Annotated in this window: 20 protein-coding genes and 1 pseudogene; 4 read left to right on the top strand and 17 right to left on the bottom strand. The window is 34.0% G+C overall.

What is annotated here, in order from left to right; translation table 11 throughout:
- Positions 1 to 334 (top strand): annotated as a pseudogene (locus tag HMPREF2597_RS04545) (glycerol-3-phosphate transporter); the annotation flags it as partial.
- A gap of 210 nt (positions 335 to 544) precedes the next feature.
- Here HMPREF2597_RS04545 and HMPREF2597_RS04540 read toward each other — a convergent pair.
- Entirely contained in the window at positions 545 to 1,969 is a 1,425-nt protein-coding gene (locus HMPREF2597_RS04540) for a DUF6056 family protein (protein ID WP_002461067.1), read from the bottom strand.
- Positions 1,970 to 2,096: 127 nt separating this feature from the next.
- The gene (gene lepB, locus HMPREF2597_RS04535; protein WP_002461066.1) at positions 2,097 to 2,675 is read right to left on the bottom strand and encodes a signal peptidase I; all 579 of its coding nucleotides are present in this window, start codon (positions 2,673 to 2,675) and stop codon (positions 2,097 to 2,099) included.
- Between the two features lie 284 nt (positions 2,676 to 2,959).
- On the opposite strand from lepB, the gene HMPREF2597_RS04530 reads away from it, so the two are divergent.
- The 3 genes from HMPREF2597_RS04530 to HMPREF2597_RS04520 are packed head-to-tail and all read left to right on the top strand — an operon-like array spanning position 2,960 to position 5,816.
- Positions 2,960 to 3,718: an ABC transporter ATP-binding protein gene (locus HMPREF2597_RS04530; protein WP_002479214.1), complete on the top strand. Its 759-nt coding sequence runs from the start codon at positions 2,960 to 2,962 to the stop codon at positions 3,716 to 3,718.
- Positions 3,708 to 5,594: an FtsX-like permease family protein gene (locus HMPREF2597_RS04525; protein WP_002479213.1), complete on the top strand. Its 1,887-nt coding sequence runs from the start codon at positions 3,708 to 3,710 to the stop codon at positions 5,592 to 5,594. Before HMPREF2597_RS04530 ends, HMPREF2597_RS04525 begins: the two co-directional genes overlap by 11 nt.
- Before the next feature lie 24 nt (positions 5,595 to 5,618).
- Positions 5,619 to 5,816, top strand: a complete 198-nt coding sequence (locus tag HMPREF2597_RS04520; protein ID WP_002461061.1) for a VraH family peptide resistance protein — start codon at positions 5,619 to 5,621, stop codon at positions 5,814 to 5,816.
- A 64-nt stretch (positions 5,817 to 5,880) separates the two neighbouring features.
- Here the strand turns inward: HMPREF2597_RS04520 and HMPREF2597_RS04515 are convergent, their stop codons facing one another.
- The 15 genes from HMPREF2597_RS04515 to rpmH form a co-directional block, all read right to left on the bottom strand.
- Positions 5,881 to 6,450, bottom strand: coding sequence for a helix-turn-helix domain-containing protein (locus tag HMPREF2597_RS04515; protein WP_037543495.1), 570 nt, complete (start codon positions 6,448 to 6,450; stop codon positions 5,881 to 5,883).
- Between the two features lie 405 nt (positions 6,451 to 6,855).
- Positions 6,856 to 7,761 carry a phosphate/phosphite/phosphonate ABC transporter substrate-binding protein gene (gene phnD / locus HMPREF2597_RS04510; protein WP_002461059.1) on the bottom strand — a complete coding sequence of 302 codons (906 nt, stop codon included), beginning with the start codon at positions 7,759 to 7,761 and terminating at the stop codon, positions 6,856 to 6,858.
- Between the two features lie 251 nt (positions 7,762 to 8,012).
- Entirely contained in the window at positions 8,013 to 8,795 is a 783-nt protein-coding gene (locus tag HMPREF2597_RS04505) for a glucose 1-dehydrogenase (protein ID WP_002479212.1), read from the bottom strand.
- 3 nt (positions 8,796 to 8,798) lie between these two features.
- Positions 8,799 to 10,094: an MFS transporter gene (locus HMPREF2597_RS04500; RefSeq protein ID WP_002479211.1), complete on the bottom strand. Its 1,296-nt coding sequence runs from the start codon at positions 10,092 to 10,094 to the stop codon at positions 8,799 to 8,801.
- 35 nt (positions 10,095 to 10,129) lie between these two features.
- Positions 10,130 to 11,731 (bottom strand): xylulokinase, encoded by a 1,602-nt coding sequence (locus tag HMPREF2597_RS04495; RefSeq protein ID WP_002479210.1) that lies wholly within the window; start codon positions 11,729 to 11,731, stop codon positions 10,130 to 10,132.
- A 429-nt stretch (positions 11,732 to 12,160) separates the two neighbouring features.
- Positions 12,161 to 13,240: an NAD(P)-dependent alcohol dehydrogenase gene (locus HMPREF2597_RS04490; protein ID WP_002479209.1), complete on the bottom strand. Its 1,080-nt coding sequence runs from the start codon at positions 13,238 to 13,240 to the stop codon at positions 12,161 to 12,163.
- A gap of 302 nt (positions 13,241 to 13,542) precedes the next feature.
- Positions 13,543 to 14,088 (bottom strand): TetR/AcrR family transcriptional regulator, encoded by a 546-nt coding sequence (locus HMPREF2597_RS04485; protein ID WP_002479208.1) that lies wholly within the window; start codon positions 14,086 to 14,088, stop codon positions 13,543 to 13,545.
- Entirely contained in the window at positions 14,054 to 14,449 is a 396-nt protein-coding gene (locus HMPREF2597_RS04480) for a DUF3147 family protein (RefSeq protein WP_002461049.1), read from the bottom strand. Before HMPREF2597_RS04480 ends, HMPREF2597_RS04485 begins: the two co-directional genes overlap by 35 nt.
- A gap of 19 nt (positions 14,450 to 14,468) precedes the next feature.
- Positions 14,469 to 14,822 carry a DUF3147 family protein gene (locus HMPREF2597_RS04475; protein ID WP_002461048.1) on the bottom strand — a complete coding sequence of 118 codons (354 nt, stop codon included), beginning with the start codon at positions 14,820 to 14,822 and terminating at the stop codon, positions 14,469 to 14,471.
- A 445-nt stretch (positions 14,823 to 15,267) separates the two neighbouring features.
- Complete coding sequence (locus HMPREF2597_RS04470) at positions 15,268 to 16,107, bottom strand: ParB/RepB/Spo0J family partition protein (protein WP_002461047.1); 840 nt, start codon at positions 16,105 to 16,107, stop codon at positions 15,268 to 15,270.
- 42 nt (positions 16,108 to 16,149) lie between these two features.
- Positions 16,150 to 16,872, bottom strand: a complete 723-nt coding sequence (rsmG, locus tag HMPREF2597_RS04465; protein WP_002479207.1) for a 16S rRNA (guanine(527)-N(7))-methyltransferase RsmG — start codon at positions 16,870 to 16,872, stop codon at positions 16,150 to 16,152.
- Positions 16,869 to 18,749 carry a tRNA uridine-5-carboxymethylaminomethyl(34) synthesis enzyme MnmG gene (gene mnmG / locus HMPREF2597_RS04460; RefSeq protein WP_002479206.1) on the bottom strand — a complete coding sequence of 627 codons (1,881 nt, stop codon included), beginning with the start codon at positions 18,747 to 18,749 and terminating at the stop codon, positions 16,869 to 16,871. Before mnmG ends, rsmG begins: the two co-directional genes overlap by 4 nt.
- 52 nt (positions 18,750 to 18,801) lie before the next feature.
- A complete protein-coding gene (gene mnmE / locus HMPREF2597_RS04455) occupies positions 18,802 to 20,181 on the bottom strand; it encodes a tRNA uridine-5-carboxymethylaminomethyl(34) synthesis GTPase MnmE (RefSeq protein ID WP_002479205.1) in 1,380 nt (459 codons plus the stop codon).
- A 149-nt stretch (positions 20,182 to 20,330) separates the two neighbouring features.
- The gene (gene rnpA, locus HMPREF2597_RS04450) at positions 20,331 to 20,678 is read right to left on the bottom strand and encodes a ribonuclease P protein component (protein ID WP_002461042.1); all 348 of its coding nucleotides are present in this window, start codon (positions 20,676 to 20,678) and stop codon (positions 20,331 to 20,333) included.
- Positions 20,679 to 20,757: 79 nt separating this feature from the next.
- Positions 20,758 to 20,895, bottom strand: a complete 138-nt coding sequence (rpmH, locus tag HMPREF2597_RS04445; RefSeq protein WP_000240855.1) for a 50S ribosomal protein L34 — start codon at positions 20,893 to 20,895, stop codon at positions 20,758 to 20,760.
- Between the last annotated feature and the right edge of the window lie 518 nt (positions 20,896 to 21,413).

Here is a 21,413-nt window from a genome sequence, read left to right as displayed (position 1 = left end):
TGTCTTTGTACTCATCTACTGGTTAAATCCACCAGGACATGCCTGGTTAGATAATATCTCATTAATTATGATTGGATTCCTTATTTATGGTCCTGTTATGCTCATTGGCCTTCAAGCACTAGACTATGTACCAAAGAAAGCTGCAGGTACAGCAGCTGGTTTAACTGGCTTATTTGGCTATTTGTTTGGTGCAGTGATGGCTAACATCGTACTCGGTTTTATTGTTGATCACATGGGCTGGGATGCTGGGTTTATCTTATTAACCATTGTTAGCATTTTAGCTATGCTCAGCTTTATTTTAACTTGGAACAAACGTGGTCAAGAAACCGTGTAATCCAATAAACTAATCTATATACATTTTAAATATATAATAGAGTCTGGGACATAATTATATTTTAGGCTCTGAGTTCTATATTGGCATTAGTTGACTGGATTGAAAATACGCTAATGCAAGCTTTTTCAATCCTAGTCAACCTTGCCGGGGCGGGACTACGAATTCATAATGAATTCTGTCCCGCTCCCTTTTATAAATACTTATTTTTTATTAATGATAGTGTGTTTTAATAATAAACTTTGTTTTTTTGTAGTCAATGCCATAATACAATTTGAAAAATGGTGTCATATAGGTATTTTCAGTTGGGTCTCCCATATGATGAAACTGTGGATATGGCAAGCCCGGTAACTCCACTGTTTTCGCATTTTTAGGTAGATGTTCAACAATTTGAGTACGTTCCATTTCAGTTTTCTTATTTTCACCGATTGGTAATAATATCGTAACGACTAACGTCACAATCAATCCCACATTGATCCAATTACTATAAGTAAAGGTAACATCTGGTGTCACCTCATCTACCATGGTTAACACAATTAATAGAACAAAGATTAAACTTGCTAATGCTGTACGTCCACCATATGGTGTGATAAAGAAAAATGGTACCGTACAGACAAATGTACTTAAAGCATACAGCACTAACATGTCGAAACGTGATGTTTGATAAAAATTATATAAAGCAAATCCTATAAAAGCACCAAGGTAAATAATAAATAATATACCTGCTACAATGTGCGTCATGCTAGGGTGTGGTACTTCTAAGTTACGATGGTTAAAGAATAAATATACCGTTCCTAAAAACATGCCGAGTAATAATATCACATTCACTTTATCAATGCGATTCAGTTTCTTAGCAACATAAACACATGCTAGAAAAATAAGCGGAATCAAATACATATTATGCGTATAATAAATATCTAACATCGCATTAAATAAGCCTTGGTCTGTACCTACCGTGCGATAAGCATCTTTTGCTGTAGCAATTGAATAATATGCTTTATTTGAGAACATTGCTATAGCTCCAATAAACAAACTAACAAAACCATATACTAGATATTTAGAAATACGTTTATATTTTAAATAATAAATAATACTAAAATAAACAGTGACAAACAATAAATATAAGCTTACATGTTCCACAAGTAACATCGATAAAATTGCCAAAATAATATTTAGCACAACATTTAACGGTGTAACTTTCCATTGCCGATTAACAATAGCCTGCCCCAACAATACAAAGTAAAGCATGGCAACAGCTGAAGTTACGTAATTTACATATCCTGCTACCCATCCAAATGTTTCAGCAAAAATCTGAGTTGGCATAAGCATCACAATAATTAATGTGACAATACTTTTTTGTAACGCGCGTTTCTTATATGCTAAACGACTCATTAATAAAATTAATAATGATGAAAAAATGGTCATTCCTATCACTCTAATAAAACTTGAACGCACAAAGATAATCTCAATAATATTACTGATATATCGTCCATTATAGTCATAAAAGAAACTTTTTAATCTATCCATCCCAACATGCGTGCGCCAAGTCCAATCATCACCACTTAATGGCGTAATGGCACTTAAAAGTAAGAAAAATAAGATAATAAATACACTTTGATAATTCTTTAATACTTTCATTTAATTTTCTCCTGATACAATTATGTAATTATAAAACATTATATCATCTTTATAGCAAAATGTGACAAAAAAATAAAGCGCACAATCTATTTTGTTACTCATAGATTGTACGCTTACTTTTGATTATTTACTTATCAAATGTTCCAGGATTAAATTTTGTTGTCCACTCACCAAATGGCCAGAAACGTAACACAACTTTACCTACAATTTGTTCTTTATCAATAAGCCCTACCTGTGGAAAACGACTATCTAAACTGTTTTGACGATTATCACCTAACACTAAATATTTGTCTTTAGGAATCTTCGTCTCACCATTAGCATTTTGCAAATCACTCGATTTGAAAGAACCTGTCAGATACTTACCATTTTTATGCTCTTTGTTATATTTTAAATAAGGCTCATCAATTTTTTTATTATTAACATATAGTTGGTCACCTTTATACTCAACTTTGTCTCCAGGTTTACCAATTAAACGTTTAATAAAGTCTCTATCTTTATCTTCTTTAAAGACAACGATATCACCATTATCAATATGGTCTAACGTTTTGGAAATTTTACTCACTACTACTTTTTCTCTATCTTTAAATGTTGGATACATTGAATCTCCCGAAACTGAATATGTAACTCCAATAAATTTAACAACTATACCTACAATGATAAGTGCAACTGCTATAGACACAATCCACTCTAAGATCTCTTTTTTCACTTTTATCCCGCCTAATTATTTTAGATTTCTATTATGCTAACGACTTATGTCTCATTTTACAATTTATAATCTGCGTTATTTGATATATTCTATTTTATCATAGTTCATTTTTAAAATTATAATCTATTCCCGCTAAAAATAAAACTCATATTAACTATAGCTTGTTATTATTTATTTCTTTCAACTTTGTAAGTTAAATATCATTGTTTGTAAGATTAGATAAAGGCGCTTGTGTTGAATAACTCATAAAATAAAAATATCGATAAAACAAGAGGAGTGACACAATGCCTATATTAAATGTTAATCATTTATCTAAAGTTTATGGTAAAAAACAAAAATATAAAGCACTACACGATATTAACTTTTCGGTTGATAAAGGAGAATTTGTAGCAATTATGGGCCCATCTGGTTCAGGTAAAACAACGTTACTTAATGTAATCAGCTCTATTGATACATTATCAGGTGGTACTGTTGAAATTAATGGTCACACATTAAACAACTTAAATGATAAACAACTTGCACAATTTCGTAAAACAGACCTAGGTTTTATCTTTCAAGACTATAGCGTCTTACCAACGTTAACTGTCAAAGAAAACATCATGTTACCACTATCAGTACAAAAGTTATCTGCAGCAGAGATGGAGCAAAATTATAACGAAGTAACACAAGCCTTAGGTATCCATGACTTAAGTCATAAATATCCTAGTGAAATTTCTGGTGGTCAACAACAAAGAACAGCAGCTGCTCGTGCTTTCGTTCATAAACCAAGCATCATTTTTGCTGACGAGCCTACAGGTGCGCTTGATTCTAAAAGCGCCCAAGATTTACTACATCGTTTAGAAGATATGAACCAACACTTTAATACAACGATTGTAATGGTTACTCACGATCCTTCAGCAGCAAGTTTCGCACAACGTGTCATTATGTTAAAAGATGGTGCTATTTATTCTGATTTCCGACAAGGTGAACACACTAAAAGCGCCTTTTATGACCGCATTATTCAACTGCAGTCTTCAATGGGTGGTGTAGCTAATGACGTTTAATCAAATCATTTTAAAAAATTTACGTCAAAACATCAAAAACTATATGTTGTATTTATTTTCACTTATTTTAAGTATTGTACTGTATTATAGTTTTGTCACATTACAATATACAAAAAGTATTAATAACGAGAATGCTGGTACAATTGTTCAAAAAGGTGCAATGATAGGTGCTATTTTTCTCTTCATTATTATTATCATTTTCTTAATGTATACCAATCATTTATTTATTAAACGACGAACAAAAGAATTTGCACTATTTCAATTGATTGGTTTAAATAAACATAACATCTTACGTATGTTATCAATAGAACAGTTTACCTTTTTTGCACTGACAGGTATTATAGGAATATTTATTGGAACGTTTGGTTCACAGCTTTTATTATCAATCTTAATACGTATGATGCATTTATCTATTAATGTCTCAATTAGTTTTGAACCCATGGCGTTGATTCAAACCATGATCATGCTACTATTAGCTTTTATTATGATATTTTTGCAAAATCGACGTTTTTTAAAGAAACGTAGCATTTTAGATATGATGAAAGATAATATATCTTCAGAAGCTACTAAAGCACGCATCACCATACCTGAAACGGTTGCCGGCCTATTAGGTATCATCATGATAGCCTTTGGATATTATATTTCCACGGAAATGTTTGGTCAATTTAAAGCCTTAACACTCACAATGTTATCACCTTTTGTTATTCTATTCTTAACGATTGTCGGTGCCTATTTATTTTTCAGAAGTTCAGTTTCTATTATTTTTAAATCTTTGAAAAAATTAAAGCATGGACGTATTAATATTACAGATGTCGTCTTTACGTCGTCTATTATGCACAGAATGAAGAAAAATGCTTTATCGCTAACGATTATCGCAATCATTTCAGCGGTCACGGTTACGATTTTATGCTTTGGTGTCATTAGTAAATCCAATACTGATTACACACTTAAGGCAACGTCACCACAAGATATCAACTTTTCAAAAGCATCTTCTGCACAAAAATTTGAAGAACAGTTAAAGCAAAAAGGCATTCGTTATCATAAAAAAGAAGTATCTGTCTTAATGACCAAAATTGTCAAAAGTGAGGCACTAAAAAATAAATTAAATGATACAAATAATCAACTAAGCTTGGGTATCATGCCAGATCAAAAAGTACATGGTAATAAGGCAACACTAACGAATCTCAAGGGTCCATTAAGCGGTATAGTTAACATTCACTTAAATCGCAATGTCACTGTTAAAGGACAATCACAACAAACCTTTAACGTTAACGCAATAAATAAAGATGAAGTGATTTCAATGCTTGCATCAAATGGTGGGCCTGTATTAAAAGTAAGTCCGGAAAAATACCAATCGTTGGCAAATGATAAGCTTATTGCTACACACTATGGCTATAATATTCACACGCATCAACAGCTTAAACAGGCCGAACATATAGCTCAGCGTGTCGCACCTAATGTCACGATTCAAAGTCAAACAACAACCATGCTAGATCAATCAAATGGTATCTTAATGTTTGTTTCTTCATTCCTTGGTCTAGCCTTCTTAGTTGCAGCGGGTTGTATTATTTATATTAAGCAGATGGATGAAACCGAAGATGAAATGAGCAATTATCGTATCTTACGTCGTATTGGTTTCACGCATATTGATATGATGAAAGGTATAGGTTTTAAAATATTATTCAACTTTGGTTTACCTTTATTGATTGCCTTATTACATGCTTTATTCGCAGCTCTGGCTTTTATGAATTTATTAGGGCAACAAGATTTAAGACCTGTTATTGTAGTCATGGTTGTGTATACCATCGTTTATTTAATATTTGCTGTTATTTCATTTATCCATGCAAACAATAAGATTAAACAAGCATTAAATTAATATATTTTGAAAGGATGTATTGTCATGAAATTTAAAGAATTAGTTAAACAATCATACGAGGATTTAAAAAACTTAGAGGTTAATTGGTTTAACGGTATAACATTGACACTAGCTGTTATCATTTTAAGTAGTATAACAACACCTATTCTTGGTGTGCCTGCAGGGTTACTCGGGGGCGCTTATTACTTAAAACGTCGTGAAGAAAAGAATAATCATAAGTAGATAGTATATAGGGGCAGTAACACAGCTAAATGAAATAACTGTGATGACTGCCCCATTTTTAAATTTATAAGAATACATCAGTTAACCATAAACTAGCTAGTACAATAATCATAATACTACCAACAAAACAGATAAAAGCTAAAGCACTCGTGAAGAGCTCACGTTTTTTCGTTACTTGAACTTTATTAGGATCTTCTCCATTCATAAATGCAATAATACGATCTGCATTTTCCATGTTATGTTTATATTTAAGTCGGTCTATTCGTATACTTGCAAAAAGCCCTATCATGTATAAAATCAATATGATAAATAATCCTAGCCAACTAAAATAATGTATCATAGGCCCTATCAACACAGCGGCTATTACAAATGTTACTAACATACACCATGTCCATTTGTTCATTTCCTTACGTACTACTTCTCTATCCATTTGATATACGTCTCCTTTAACAAGATCATCTAAGGATACATTAAATAGCGAGCACATCATTAATAAATTGTGGATATCGGGCAAACTTTTATTATTTTCCCAGTTAGAAATCGTTTGTCTAGAAACATATAATTTTTCAGCCAATACTTCTTGTGAATAGCCTTGCTGTATTCTATATTTTTTTAATTGTTGCCCAACATTTATCATTTTGCGCTCCTTAGATTATCTCTGTGAAAATTTCACTCATTTAAATAAGTGATAGTTTTATAGAAACGTATGTTATAGTATTAATCTATCAAATATCTTTAGAAACTGCAGTATTAATAGTGACAAAATGCTTTGACAATTTGATATCATCGTGTTTTTTAGACATCCGTACGTCTAAAATTTTATTTATGTGTTACAAAACAATGTGTGTCTTTGGTAAAAAAAGGAGCGGAACAGAATGCATTATGAATTCGAAGTCCCGCCCCAGCAAGGTTGACTAGGAATGAAAACAGCTTGGTATAAGCGTATTTTCAATCCAATCAACTACTGCCAATATTTAGTTCATAACTTAGGACATAATGATGCCCAAACTGATATGGTGATACCCTTCTGTTAATATTTCTAGCCGTCTATCAAGATACGGTTATCTCTAACTTTCTTAAAGTCCGCTTCACTTGTTTTTTCATATCCTTCATGGTCAAAGAGGTCATGAATTAATTGACGTCCTTCTTTCTTTTTGCTGACATTAATAAATGCTTTTGCAATTTTATTACGCCATTCGTCACTTAAATCTACACGAACCGAAATAGTGTCATTTGGTATTTTATCTGATGTATAAATGACTCTCGTATCTTTATAAACATTAGGTTTAGATTTTTTTAGCTCTACACGTGCATCATCATAAGTAGCCACGGCATCTATATCTCCATCTAGCAACGTCTTTAATGCTTGATCTTCATCTTTAAATTGAGACACACGCAATGCACTTTTAGGAATATGTTCTCTTTGCAAATCAGCTAATGGATAAATATATCCTGCAGCTGAATCTGCATCTTGTAACCCAACTTTTTTCCCTTTTAAATCTTTAAGCTTTTTAATGTCACTATCTTTCTTAACCACAATTTGTGAACGATAATAATCTCCCAATTTCTTAGTTTGATTTCCTTTATCATCAACTAAATAGTCTTTAGATTTTAACAGAACATCTACTGTTCCTTTATCTCGACCAATTGTATAGGTTACTGGCGACATGATAGCCACATCCATTTTTTTAGATGCTAAATCTTCAATCATCTTATAATCGCTAGTTGTACGCTGTATATTCACAGGCGCTTTTAACTCTTTAGACAATAACTTTTGTAATGACTCAATTTTATCGTCATATTTCTTTCCTGTTTGTGATTGAGGCGCAACATATTCAATATTAACAGGCTTCTTTGCTACTTTCTTTTTCTTGTTCTCTTCGCAACCATATAAAGAAATTGCCATACACATTGTTAGTATTAGAATTAGTATAATCTTTTTCACTGATATTCCATCCTTTTGTATGAAATTTCTTTTATCATATACTAGTCAAATCATTTTGACCACCCCATTTTTGACAATATTATTAATTATTAATTTTTTATCTCATTTAATACGATTCCTTAACAAAATTTAGCGATTTATTTTACATTTCAAAAGATCATTGAATATAAAACAAGCACAACGATGATTATGGCAAACCATCATTGTGCTATTATTGTGAGATTGATATCTCAGACTGTTTTGAAATTATATTATAATGCTGTGTAACCACCATCGATTGTAAATACACTACCTTGAGCAAATGTTGATGCATCAGATGCGAGGTAAACGACAATACCGCCTAATTCGTGTGGCTCACCTGGACGACCCATTGGTGTTGCTCCCATCCAATAATCAATCATATCGCCACCAGTATTAAACATTGGTTCAGTTAATGCTGTTTTCATATAACCTGGTGCGATTGTATTTACTTTAATACCGTATTTAGACCATTCCATGGCTAAACTTTTCGTTAACATAATGACGCCTGCTTTAGATGCGTTATAAGATGCTTGCTCTTGTGGTTTATTTGCAATTAAGCCAGACATTGATGATGTATTAATGATTGAACCATTTCCTTGTTTAATCATTTGGCGTCCAACTGCTTGTGCCACTAAGAAAACCCCATTTAAGTTAAGATTGATGACTTTTAACCAATTTTCATAAGAAACATCTTCCGCTTTTTCATTAATTGTCATTCCTGCATTATTAACTAAAATATCAATTTTTCCATATTTTTTAACAACGTCTTGTACCATCTTATTAACATCATCAGGATTTGTAACATCTACTTTTAATGCTGTTGTTTTAACACCTTCATTGTGTGCAATAGCTTGAGCTGTTTCTTCTGCTAAATCTAACTTAATGTCGGCAATTACAATATCTGCACCTGCTTGTGCTAGCGCTTCAGCCATTGCTTTACCTAGACCCATCGCCCCACCAGTTACGATTGCTACTTTACCATTTACTCTAAATTGATCAATAATATTTGTCATAAATTACACTCCTTCATTCGTTTGTACTTGATTTGTTATTTCTACTTCTTTCGTTGGTTGCTGCACTTTCATAAAGAATGTCAAGATGAAGCCTATGATATAAAGAATGGCATAGACCCAAATAGTTACTTTTTCTGTAGTAAACATTAATGTGACACTTGCTATCGCAGGACCACAAAAATTACTTAATCCTGCAGCCAGGTTATGTACAGATACTGCCGCACCCTTATGTTCCGGCACTAATGTTGGGAAAATAGCTGACATCGGTACATATGCCGCCACTGCGAAACCTAACATTAACGCTATTAATGTCGTCACAAAGATGTTTGGACCACTCCACGATGGCAAATAATAGAAGGCTAAAGTTGATAAGGCCATGCCAATACAACCGAACCAACGCACTTGGCGCACCCAGCCAATTTTATCACCGACAACACCCCAGAATAAGTTAGTGAAGATTGTGATAAAATACATCAGTCCCCATACGCGTAGCCATTCAGATGTTGTAAATCCAAATTCATCAGTATATACACGCGGTAAAAAAGCAACTAAGCCAAATAGCGATAATTGGTTAATAATTCGCACCACAAAAGCAATAGTTACTTGCTTATTACCTAGCAGCGTGATTCCTCGACCAAATTCTGCAAACATTTCTTTTGTCGTCATACGCTTTGCTTCAACGTCTTCACCTTTTTTATCTTTCACCAAGAACGTTGCAATGAGTCCACCAACTAGAATAAATACAATTGATAACCATAATGAACCCAACTCTCCAATAAATGGAATCGTAAAGCTTGGTAAATATGAACCTAATACACCAATACCTATAGAATACATCGCCCAGAACCAACCCATCGCGGATGCGAGTTTATAGGCAGGTGAAGAATATGTAATCCATACGACAAAGCTATAAATAAACATTGGATAAGCAAAACCGCGGATGCCATACATGATAAGCATCATCGCATAGTTTTGTTGTTCTAAACCAAACACTAGAAATCCTACATGAAAGATAATCCAAATAATAAAGGCAAATGTCATGATACGTCTTGGGCTAAATATTTCTGCTAACACACCTGATAACCATGATGCGATAGCCACAACCAAGCCATAAACAGCCAGTACTCTACCAGCTTCTGAGCTACTAAATCCTAGACTCCCAATATATTTAGACAAGAACGCTTGCTCAACACCATCACCCGTCATAAAAATAGCCACTGCAACATAGCCCCAAATAAGTACCATTGGTAAGCCTAAAAATTGACGCTCTGTTTGCTGATTTTGTATCTTATTAACCACGTTTCCATCCCACTTTCATTATTTTGTTTAAACTTTTACATTCCGAATTTTTTTGCTGCTAATTTTTCAAGTGGAATACCTTGCTTGAAACGTTCAGTATACATTCGAAAACTTTCCACTTCTGCAGCAGTTGGCTCAATAGCAACAGACGTCGTATTCTTAAACGCATAGTTGCTTAAATAAGTGGCTAAATCACTATTGCGTTGGTCTTTTAAATATTGTGCTAATACTGCAATGCCCCATGCACCGCCTTCACTTGCCGTTTGCATGACACGTACATTTGTTTCAAGCGCTGCTGCTAAAAACGTTTGCGCAACCTTTTCAGTTTTAAAAATACCACCGTGACCAAGCATAGAATCTATAGTAATATTTTCATTTTCTTTCAATAAATCAACGCCAATTTTCAACGTACTGAATGCGCTATAAATATGCGTTTTCATTAAGTTTGCTAAATTAAAGTTACTATCTACCGACCGCACTAACATAGGATAACCTTGAGGTACATCGGTAATGAATTCCCCAGAGATATAGCCATAAGATAATAAATTTCCCAGGTTATCCTCTCCGTTTAAAGCGCTTTCAAAAACTTTTGTAAAAAGCTCATTTTTGTCGTAATTGACGCCCATCGTTTGTAATACTTCTTCAAAAAGATTTATCCATAGGTTAATATCAGACGTGCAATTATTCGCATGAATCATGGCTACTTCATAACCATCTGGCGTCGTCACAATATCTACTTCTGGATAAACACGTTGAATAGGTTGTTCTAACACAATCATTGAGAAGATACTTGTACCTGCTGAAACATTACCTGTACGCGGTGCTACACTATTCGTTGCAACCATACCTGTTGCTGCGTCTCCCTCAGGGGCACAAAGAGGACATCCTGCCTGCAACTCACCATTTGGATCAATTAATTTTGCACCTGTTTCGGTTAGTCTTCCAGCAGACTCACCTGCTACGACAACACGAGGTAAAATGTCACCAATCTTTTGGTTATAACCACGCTGCGCAAATAACTTATTAAAGCGGTCCATTAAATCTTGACGATAATCTAGCCGTTGACTATCAATTGGAAACATTCCGGAAGCATCACCAATACCAATCACTTTTTCATCGGTTAAATACCAATGAATATAACCCGCTAATGTCGTCATATATCTTACACGTTCGACATGGGGTTCTGTCTCCATCGCTGATTGAAAAAGTTGTGCGATACTCCAACGCTCGGGAATATTAATATTAAAATCTTCACGTAATACCGTAGCTGCTTCATTCGCATTATTGTTACGCCATGTTCTAAAAGGTACAAGTAAATCATCATGTTCATCAAATACTAAATAACCATGCATCATGCCACTAATACCTAATGACGCTATTTGATTAACAGTCGTATCATATGTATCTTTAACGTATCGTGTCATTTCACCATAACTTTTTTGTAAACCAACCCATGCATCATTCATGGAATAAGTCCAATAGCCATTGTCAAAACTATTTTCCCATTCAAATGAGCCCGTAGCTATTGTATTAAAATCATCATCAATGGCTACCGTCTTAATTCTTGTCGATCCAAATTCAATGCCTACGGAAAGATGACCCGCTTCAATAAAGCGTTTTGTTTCTTCAATATTCATTAACAACCCTCCTTTTCACATTTTATGAAACCGTTACCATTTACAATGCTAACACAATTTATTTTACAACCATAGGAAAATAACATGTATTTCATAGTTAATTTTGAATAAAATAACAACTTTATGCTAAAAGTTCAATATTTCTAACTTTATTAGAAAATATTAAATAGAATTTTCAAAAATATATCTTCAAACTAAAAAATAATAAGGCTATACTGCTATATTGCATAACAATGCATAACCTTATCAATAATGATATATCCGTGAGTGGGGTAGCATTATTGATGAATTCTGTCCCGACCTGGCACGGTTGACTAGAATTGAAAAGATATTGATATAATCATATTTTCAATCCCGTCAACTACTGCCAATATATCGTTCATAGTCTAAAATATAATGATGTCCCAAACTGAATATTTATCTCTAAATTTATAATTTGGCTGCTTCGATACCATTTGGATATACAATCACTTTTAACGAACCAGATTTATCTGTTCTTGCACGCTCCATTGCTGCTTTTGTTTCTGACAAAGGATATTGATGTGTAAACATAGAATTTAAATCTGCATCAGTATGACTTAAAATTTGAATGCCTGTATCATACGTATTTGCATATCTAAAAATACCAACAAGGTTTATTTCATGATTGGTAATAAAAGGAATATTAAGAGGATTATCCGCCTCTTGAGCTAAACCTACCGCTGCTAGAGTACCACCATTTTTTAATGCTGCTAAAGCACTGCGTAAGGCAATTTGATTTCCTGCTGTCTCAATTGCGTAGTCAACACCATGTTGCTGTGTTAATTCATTTATTCGTTGATTAACATCTTCGTCTTTGACATTAATAGTTGTTGTTGCCCCTAATTTTAGTGCTTCATCTAAACGATTTTGTTCCATATCAGATACGATAATTTGAGTAGCTCCAAAGGCTTTGGCCGCGACAACCGTCATTAATCCCACAGGTCCCATTCCCATTATCACTACAGATGATCCTGGTTGAATATTTGCTCGACGACAAGCTTGTATACCAACTGACAATGGTTCATTCAGCGTTGCTTGTTCATAGCTCAATGTGTCTGGAATATGGAATAAATAATCTTCTGGATGCTTCAAATATTCCGTAAATGCCCCGTCAACAGGAGGTGTTGCGAGAAATACAACGTCTGGGCACAAATTATATTTTCCGGTTTTACAATATTCACATGTTCCACATGGCACACCCGGTTCAACTGCCACGCGATCTCCAGGTTTAAAATGCGTTACATCACTGCCTACAGCTGCTACTTTTCCAGCGCATTCATGTCCTAAAATAAGTGGTGCTTCAACTACAAATTCACCGACACTACCATGAGCATAATAATGCACATCAGAGCCACATACACCAACTGCTAACATTTGTACCAATACATCATGCGGCCCAAGTTCTGGCACATTCACTTCTTTAATTTCAATATCGTACGGTTCATTTAACACTGCCACTTTCATCTTTCTAGGAATTTCATGATCCATCTTTATCCACCTCATTGTTTTGTTGTTACATTGATGTCGATATCTCGATGTTTGATTTTCCACAAGATTGCTAAGTTAATGCTAGCATTATGAATATATTATGTAAACGATTTCAATAATTATTAGTTTGTTAAATAAAAATGTGAGCGGGACTGAATTCATTATGAATTCGTAGTCCCGCTCCAGCAAGGTTGACCAGGATTGAAAAAAGCTTAGTATAAACGTATTTTCAAATCAGTCAACTACTGCCAATATATCGTTCATAGTCTAAAACATAATGATGTCCCAAACTGTTCAAATCGTTATTGCTCAATATCATAGGCCTTAAGCAAACGCTTTAATAACCGTTGAATATAATGCTCATCTAACTCTTGAGGCTTAATTAAGATATTAAAATAAATGGGTGAAAATACTAAATCAATCATTAAATCTTGGTCTTCTTCATTAAGATAAGGTGCAATCATCTCTTTAAAATTTCGCCGATTACTTTCAAAGTAACCTTTCATAAATAATCCTCTAGCCTCAGATTGCTTAGAACTGACTAATATCTCAATCACAGCTCTTCCTAAATTCGTCTTATAAATAGCCATGATTTGTGTGGCAAAAGCAAACAATGCATCATATAAATTTATATGATTAAACGTAATATCACGTGTATGCGTAACAAACATATCGATAATAATGGATGCTTTATCTTTCCATCGTCTATAAATCGTTGCCTTCGATACACCAGTATTTTCTGCAATTTGCTCTATCGTAATCTCACCGTAGTGTGACATTTCTAACAAACGTTCAATTTCACTAAAAATCTTTTTATCTATCGTTGGATCCTTTGGTCTTCCAGCCATGTCGTTCCCTTCTTTTACGTGCTATAAATTCAACTAACTCAAATATTAAAAATGCACTTACAAACCAAACTATGAAACCAATAATAACACTTAATAGCCACTGATGTGTATAGTTGAGCATGGCCCATGTTGCGATAATACTACATAAGACACCCGTCATACCAAAAATAGCACCACGACTCACATGCATGGCTACTTCATCACCAAATTGCATACCCGTAATAAATAATGACACTAAAAAGACTGCCGGTAAGGTCGCAAAGATACCTCCAAATTCTTTCCATGGCAAAACGACAGATACAATATAGCTTAATAAGACTGCCGTGCCACCAACTAAAAATTTAATTACAGCAAGTTTCATGTTACGAAAGCCTCCAAATTTAAATGTGTTTTACTAAAAATATGGCAACTGAAATAATAAACCAACAAACAAGTGCAAAAATGCTACCTTTAACATAACCTTTCTTACTTATATAGATAGATGTTAATGCCACTGTTAATATACAAGAAGCAATACCAATAATTGCACCTGTACTCAAATGCATAGACATTTTGACAAGTTCTTCACCACGATGATCAATTGCCAATGCAATGATTGCTGCTAAATAGACTGCCGGCAGTGTAGCGATAATTCCTCCTAACTTACCTCCAATTTTTTCTGACATAATCGATGCAAATGCCACTGCAAAACCACCGATAACAAAGTGTAGAATAGCACTAGAAATACTAAACAATCTTTTCCCTTCTTTGACATTTTATTGTAAAACGAAACGTACCGTTTACTATTAATATAAATCGTAATTTCTAAATTGTAAACAGGGCAAATGAAAATAAAAACAGTTAGGGATTTAACTGTAACGAAATATCATTGATACACCAAAATCTTTTCTTCGAGTATGATTTCCACACTCTCATTAATATGTTAAGAAATATTATTTAAAGGTATTAAAGTTGAAAGTTCTATTCGTAACGGATGTTGCCTTTGATACATAAGACACCGTGTTCATTTAGTTAAGTGACATCTATTAAATGATGCAAATATGCTTTATTTTTAAACGTAATTCTATATAAAAAGACATGCTAATACAAAGTATTATAAACAAATAAGCCAGTAAATGAATTTTTGTAAACTCATTTACTGGCTTATGTTTCTTGGAACGATATCCCAATCTCTATTATCTAGTGTTTATATATTTTTATTTTAATTTCATAGTAATCATCGTGATCTTTATCACGATGTTCTACTCGAATACCTGACTGTTCGATTGCTTGGATGCTCTTACCCACTTCATCCCTAGCTTGCGTTAAATCGTGCGAAAACTGAAATGTTTGTGCTGTAACCTTTTCTGGTCCTACTTGTTGCTTTACTCGTGCTTCTGTTTGTTTAACATTAAGCTTTTGTTGAATGACTTGTTCAATGAGCTGTTCTTGTGCTTCATTAGACAGAGGTAAGACTGCTCGTGCATGTCGTTCAGTAATTTTACCTTCTCTAAGGCGCACGATAACTTTAGGTGCTAATTTCAACAGACGTAACTTATTGGCAATAAAGCTTTGGCTTTTCCCCAAACTCTTAGCTAATTCACTTTGTGTTGTATTACCTATTTCAAGTAGTTTTTTATAGGCTTCCGCTTCTTCTACTACAGATAAGTTCTCTCTCTGAATATTTTCAATTAAAGCAACTACGGCCGTTTCCTCATCACTCATGTCACGAATAATGACATCAGCATGTGATTTTTGTAACGATTGCAATGCCCTAAAACGTCGTTCTCCAGCAATAATTTCATACATGTGCTCTTCAATTGGTCTTACAACAATGGGTTGTAACAAACCATGTTCATCAATCGATTCAGCAAGTTCTTTTAATTTACTAGGGTCAAAAACCTGTCGTGGTTGATAACGATTAGGCACAATACGTTCAATTTGAATGGATTCAACATTAGAATTGCGATCTTCTTCAATATAGCCAACAATGTCTTCTTTATTTTTTAAACCAAATAATTTTGAAAAAGGCTTTTTCATTATCCATTCGCTCCTTCTCATTTGAGGTTATTTTAATCTGTTTTATTTTTCAAGTAAAGGAGATTTATTAGGTGTACCAGGTTTTCTCGGATACTTTTTAGCTGTTTGTCGTTGTTTATCGATAACAATCATTTGTCTTTCACCAGCATTTTCAGGTAAGTCAAAATTGAATGTCATTGCTAGTTTACCGCCTAAAACGTTAATAGCAAATTGCGCTTCTTCGAGTTCTTCGCCACCTTTTGACGACTTCAATGCAATAAACTGACCGCCTTTTTTCACAAGAGGTAAGCATAATTCACTAAGTACCGTTAAACGAGCCACAGCCCTTGCTGTTACAATATCATAAGACTCCCTGTAGACACCTTTACCAAAAGTTTCTGCACGATCATGAATAAAGCTAACATCTTGTAATTCTAGCTCACTAGCTAAATGATTAAGAAATTGAATGCGCTTATTCAGTGAATCAACAATTGTAACTTTCAAAGCTGGATAAACGATTTTTAATGGAATGCTAGGAAAACCAGCTCCTGCACCAACATCACAAACAGTTAATGGTTGATTAAAATCATGATAAAAACTTGGTGTAATAGAATCATAGAAATGTTTTAAATAAACATCATGTTCATCGGTAATACTTGTTAAATTCATCTTTTCATTCCACTCAACAAGTAATTGATAATACGTTTGAAATTGTGCTTGTTGTTTTTCAGTCAATACAATATCATGTTCTTTTAATTTCTCAGTTAACCATTTTACAGCGTTCATTCGCTTTTCACCCTTTGCAACTTACCTTGTTCTAAATACACAAGTAAAATTGAAATATCTGCAGGATTAACACCTGAAATACGTGATGCTTGTGCGATATTCAATGGTTTAACCTTGGCTAATTTTTCACGTGCTTCCGTTGCCAAACTATCGACTTTACTATAATCCAAGTCTTCTGGAATTTTCTTTTGTTCCATACGTTTCACTTTTTCTACTTGTTGTAATGATTTATTGATATAACCTTCATATTTTGTTTGTATTTCAACTTGTTCAGCAACTGCTTCAGGCAATTGATGTGCTTCTCCTAAAATTTCTAAAATAGTATCATACGTCATTTCAGGACGACGTAATAAATCAATAGCTAGAATACCATCTTTAAGCTGAGAACCTCCATGTGCTTCAATCACAGATTGCGTATGTGCATTTGGTTTAATGCGAATATGAGTTAAACGGTCAATTTCATCTTGAATTTGTTGACGTTTTTCATTAAAACGTGCATAGCGTGCTTCAGAAATCATACCTAATTCATAGCCTATGTCAGTTAAGCGTAAATCAGCATTATCATGACGAAGTAATAAGCGATATTCGGCACGAGAAGTTAATAAACGATATGGTTCATTGGTACCTTTAGTTACCAAATCATCAATTAACACACCAATATATGCATCTGAACGACTTAGAATTTTTTCACCTGTGCCTAGCACTTTTCCTGCAGCATTAATACCAGCCATAATACCTTGGCCAGCCGCTTCTTCATATCCAGACGTACCGTTAATTTGTCCTGCAGTATATAGGTTTTTAATCTTTTTCGTTTCTAATGTAGGCCATAATTGAGTTGGCACAATCGCATCATATTCAATTGCATAACCTGCACGCATCATATCAGCTTTTTCAAGACCAGGAATGGTTTCTAACATTTGACGTTGTACGTGTTCAGGAAGGCTTGTAGATAACCCTTGAACATATACTTCATTCGTATTGCGACCTTCTGGCTCTAAGAATAACTGATGGCGTGGTTTATCATTAAAGCGCACAAACTTATCTTCAATTGAAGGACAATAGCGTGGTCCTGTACCTTTAATCATACCTGAATACATCGCTGATAAATGTAAATTATCATCGATGACTTTATGTGTTTCGCCATTAGTATAAGTTAACCAACATGGCAATTGATCTAAAATATATTCCGTTGTTTCAAAGCTAAATGCTCGACCTACATCATCACCCGGTTGAATTTCTGTTTTAGAATAATCGATGGTTTTCGCATTAACACGTGGTGGCGTTCCAGTTTTAAAACGAACTACTTCAAAGCCGAGTTCTCTTAAATTATCTGCTAACGTAATAGATGGCAATTGATGGTTCGGCCCACTTGAATATTTCATATTTCCTAAAATAATTTCACCACGTAAAAATGTTCCTGTAGTAATGACTACTGCTTTAGCATGATATTCTGTACCAATATTTGTACGCACACCTTTAACTACATTATCTTCAATAATTAAATCATCAACCATACCTTGCATAATATCTAAATGTGCTTCGTCTTCAATAACGCGTTTCATTTCTTGTTGGTATAGCACTTTGTCAGCTTGAGCGCGTAGTGCTCTTACTGCAGGTCCTTTACCTGTGTTTAACATGCGCATTTGAATGTGTGTTTTATCAATTGTTTTCGCCATTTGGCCACCTAACGCATCGATTTCTCTTACCACGATACCCTTTGCTGGCCCACCAACTGATGGATTACATGGCATAAACGCTATATTATCTAAATTGATGGTTAACATTAATGTTTTAGCGCCACGACGCGCAGAAGCTAAACCTGCTTCAATACCTGCGTGACCAGCACCAATAACAATCACGTCATAATTTTGTGTCATGATTCAACCTCCCTTTTCCATTTACATATTTATAGACTACCAATCCACTTATTTATTTTCCTAAACAGAATTGACTAAATAACTGATTAATAAGTTCATCACTAGCTGATTCACCAATGATTTCACCTAAAATTTCCCATGTTCGTGTTAAATCTATTTGTACCATATCCATTGGAACGCCAGATTCAGCAGCGTCAATAGCATCTTGAATTGCATGTCTTGCCTGTTTGAGCAATGCGATATGACGTGAATTAGAAACATATGTCATATCTTGATTTTGAACATCGCCACCAAAAAATAAATCTCGTATTTGAATTTCAAGTTCATCTATACCTTCTTGTTTAAGCATAGATGTTTGTATCAATGGTTTATTACCAATCATTTCCTGAACTTCTTCAATGTTTAATTGCTGTACTAAATCTGTTTTATTAACAATTACGATAACATCTTCATTTTCAATTACTTCAAATAAAGTACGATCTTCTTTTGTTAAAGGCTCATTATAATTAAGAACAAACAAAATTAAATCGGCTTGACTTAAAGCTTTACGAGAACGTTCAACACCTATTTTTTCTACTATATCTTCTGTGTCTCTAATACCTGCTGTATCAACTAATCTTAATGGTACGCCTCTTACGTTAACGTATTCTTCTAACACATCACGTGTTGTTCCTGCAACTTCGGTCACGATTGCTTTATTATCTTGAATAAGGTTGTTAAGCATTGAAGACTTGCCTACGTTTGGCTTACCAACGATGACTGTTGATAAACCTTCTCGCATGATCTTACCTTGAGCACCTGTCTCTAATAACTTGTCAATCTCGGCTTTAATATTTTTAGATTGTTCCAATAAAAATTCGGTCGTAGCATCTTCGACATCATCGTATTCAGGGTAATCGATATTCACTTCTACCTGTGCCAATATTTCTAAAATAGATTGTCGCTGTCGTTTTATTAAATCACTTAAACGCCCTTCAATTTGATTCATCGCAACTTTTGATGCGCGGTCTGTTTTAGAGCGAATAAAATCCATAACTGCTTCTGCTTGTGATAAGTCTATCCGTCCATTTAAAAAGGCACGCTTAGAATATTCTCCTGGTTCAGCCATCCTTGCACCATGAGTCATAGTCAATTCTAACACGCGATTAATGGTCAATATGCCGCCGTGACAATTAATTTCAATGATATCTTCTCTAGTAAACGTTTTAGGCGCACGTAATACAGATATCATTACTTCTTCTACTACTTCATTCGTTTCAGGATCAACAATATGACCGTAGTTTATCGTATGAGAATCGACTTCAGCTAATTTGTATTTCCCTTTATAAAGCTTATCACCGATTTCAATTGCTTGTGGTCCTGATAGTCTGACTATTCCAATAGCACCTTCTCCCATCGGTGTCGAAATACTAGTAATTGTATCGAAATCCATAACGCTACTCGCCTCCTTATTCAAGTAAAATTTCATTTTAACATTGTAAATTGTTTCATTTTAAATTGCGAGTATCCCGCTTTATATCTTCAGGTAAGTATTCGGTTTGTCTGATGTTAGACTTACGGATGTCTAATTATTTCATCTTGCTAAATTTTTTTATTAAATACTTTAGCTATTTTTAAGACATGTTCCAAACTGCTTTGAATTTCTAAAGTCGTCATATTTTTAGCTGGATGCCTAGCAATAACAATGATGTCTTTGGCAATAATATCTTGTTTGTGTACTTTAAAATTCTCTCTGATCGCACGTTTAATCTTATTGCGTATCACTGCATTCCCAATCTTCTTAGAAACACTGATACCTAAGCGAAAATGAGCTATCTGATTCTGATATGTGTATACGACAAATTGTCTGTTTGCTACTGACTTTCCATGGCGATAAATCAATTGAAAATCAGCATTTTTTTTAATTCGATATGCTTTTTCCACGTCCACATCACTCGCTTAATTCATTATCTTATTTTAATATAATACATTCTAAACGAAAAAAAAGACCACTGATGAATCAGTGATCTTATGCTGATAAAACTTTGCGACCTTTACGACGACGACGCGCCAATACTTTGCGGCCGTTTTTAGTGCTCATACGTTTTCTGAAACCGTGCACTTTACTGTGTTTACGTTTATTTGGTTGATAAGTACGTTTTACCATGCAAAACACCTCCATCTTTAACTAATAACTAACTCTTTTCATTCACCTGAGCCAATGAAACTGATTATTTTAATAGATAAATATCATTTCTGTTTATCAGAAATCTTCATTTGTTTTCGTTTTATCTAGTCATAATTCAAGCAACTACTACAATATAACAAAATACTTTTTATAAAGCAAGATAGTTTTAGCTGAACACCAAAAATATTTTCATCACAGTTTTAATGAAAATAAACACTACATATATTTCAATTTAAAAGCAATCAGTATAATTATTTCCCGTAACTGTTATCGTCAAAATATGAGACGTGCATAAGTTATCCACTTATACACAAAAACAACCAAATAAGTTGTGGATAATTTTGCAGTTATGCACATAGTTACGCTCGATTTAACCACATATTCACAGTTATTTGACATGTTCTAAGCTTAACAATTATAATTGTGTGGATAAGTTGCTCGAATATTGATTTTATAAGGGGTTATTTATTCAAATTATATACAATTTGGTTGTGAAT

Source organism: Staphylococcus sp. HMSC063A07 (genome assembly GCF_001836955.1).
In the GTDB taxonomy this organism is placed as follows: domain Bacteria; phylum Bacillota; class Bacilli; order Staphylococcales; family Staphylococcaceae; genus Staphylococcus; species Staphylococcus lugdunensis.
The sequence above is the reverse complement of the archived record's forward strand: the minus strand, read 5'-3'. Positions and strand labels throughout refer to the sequence as shown.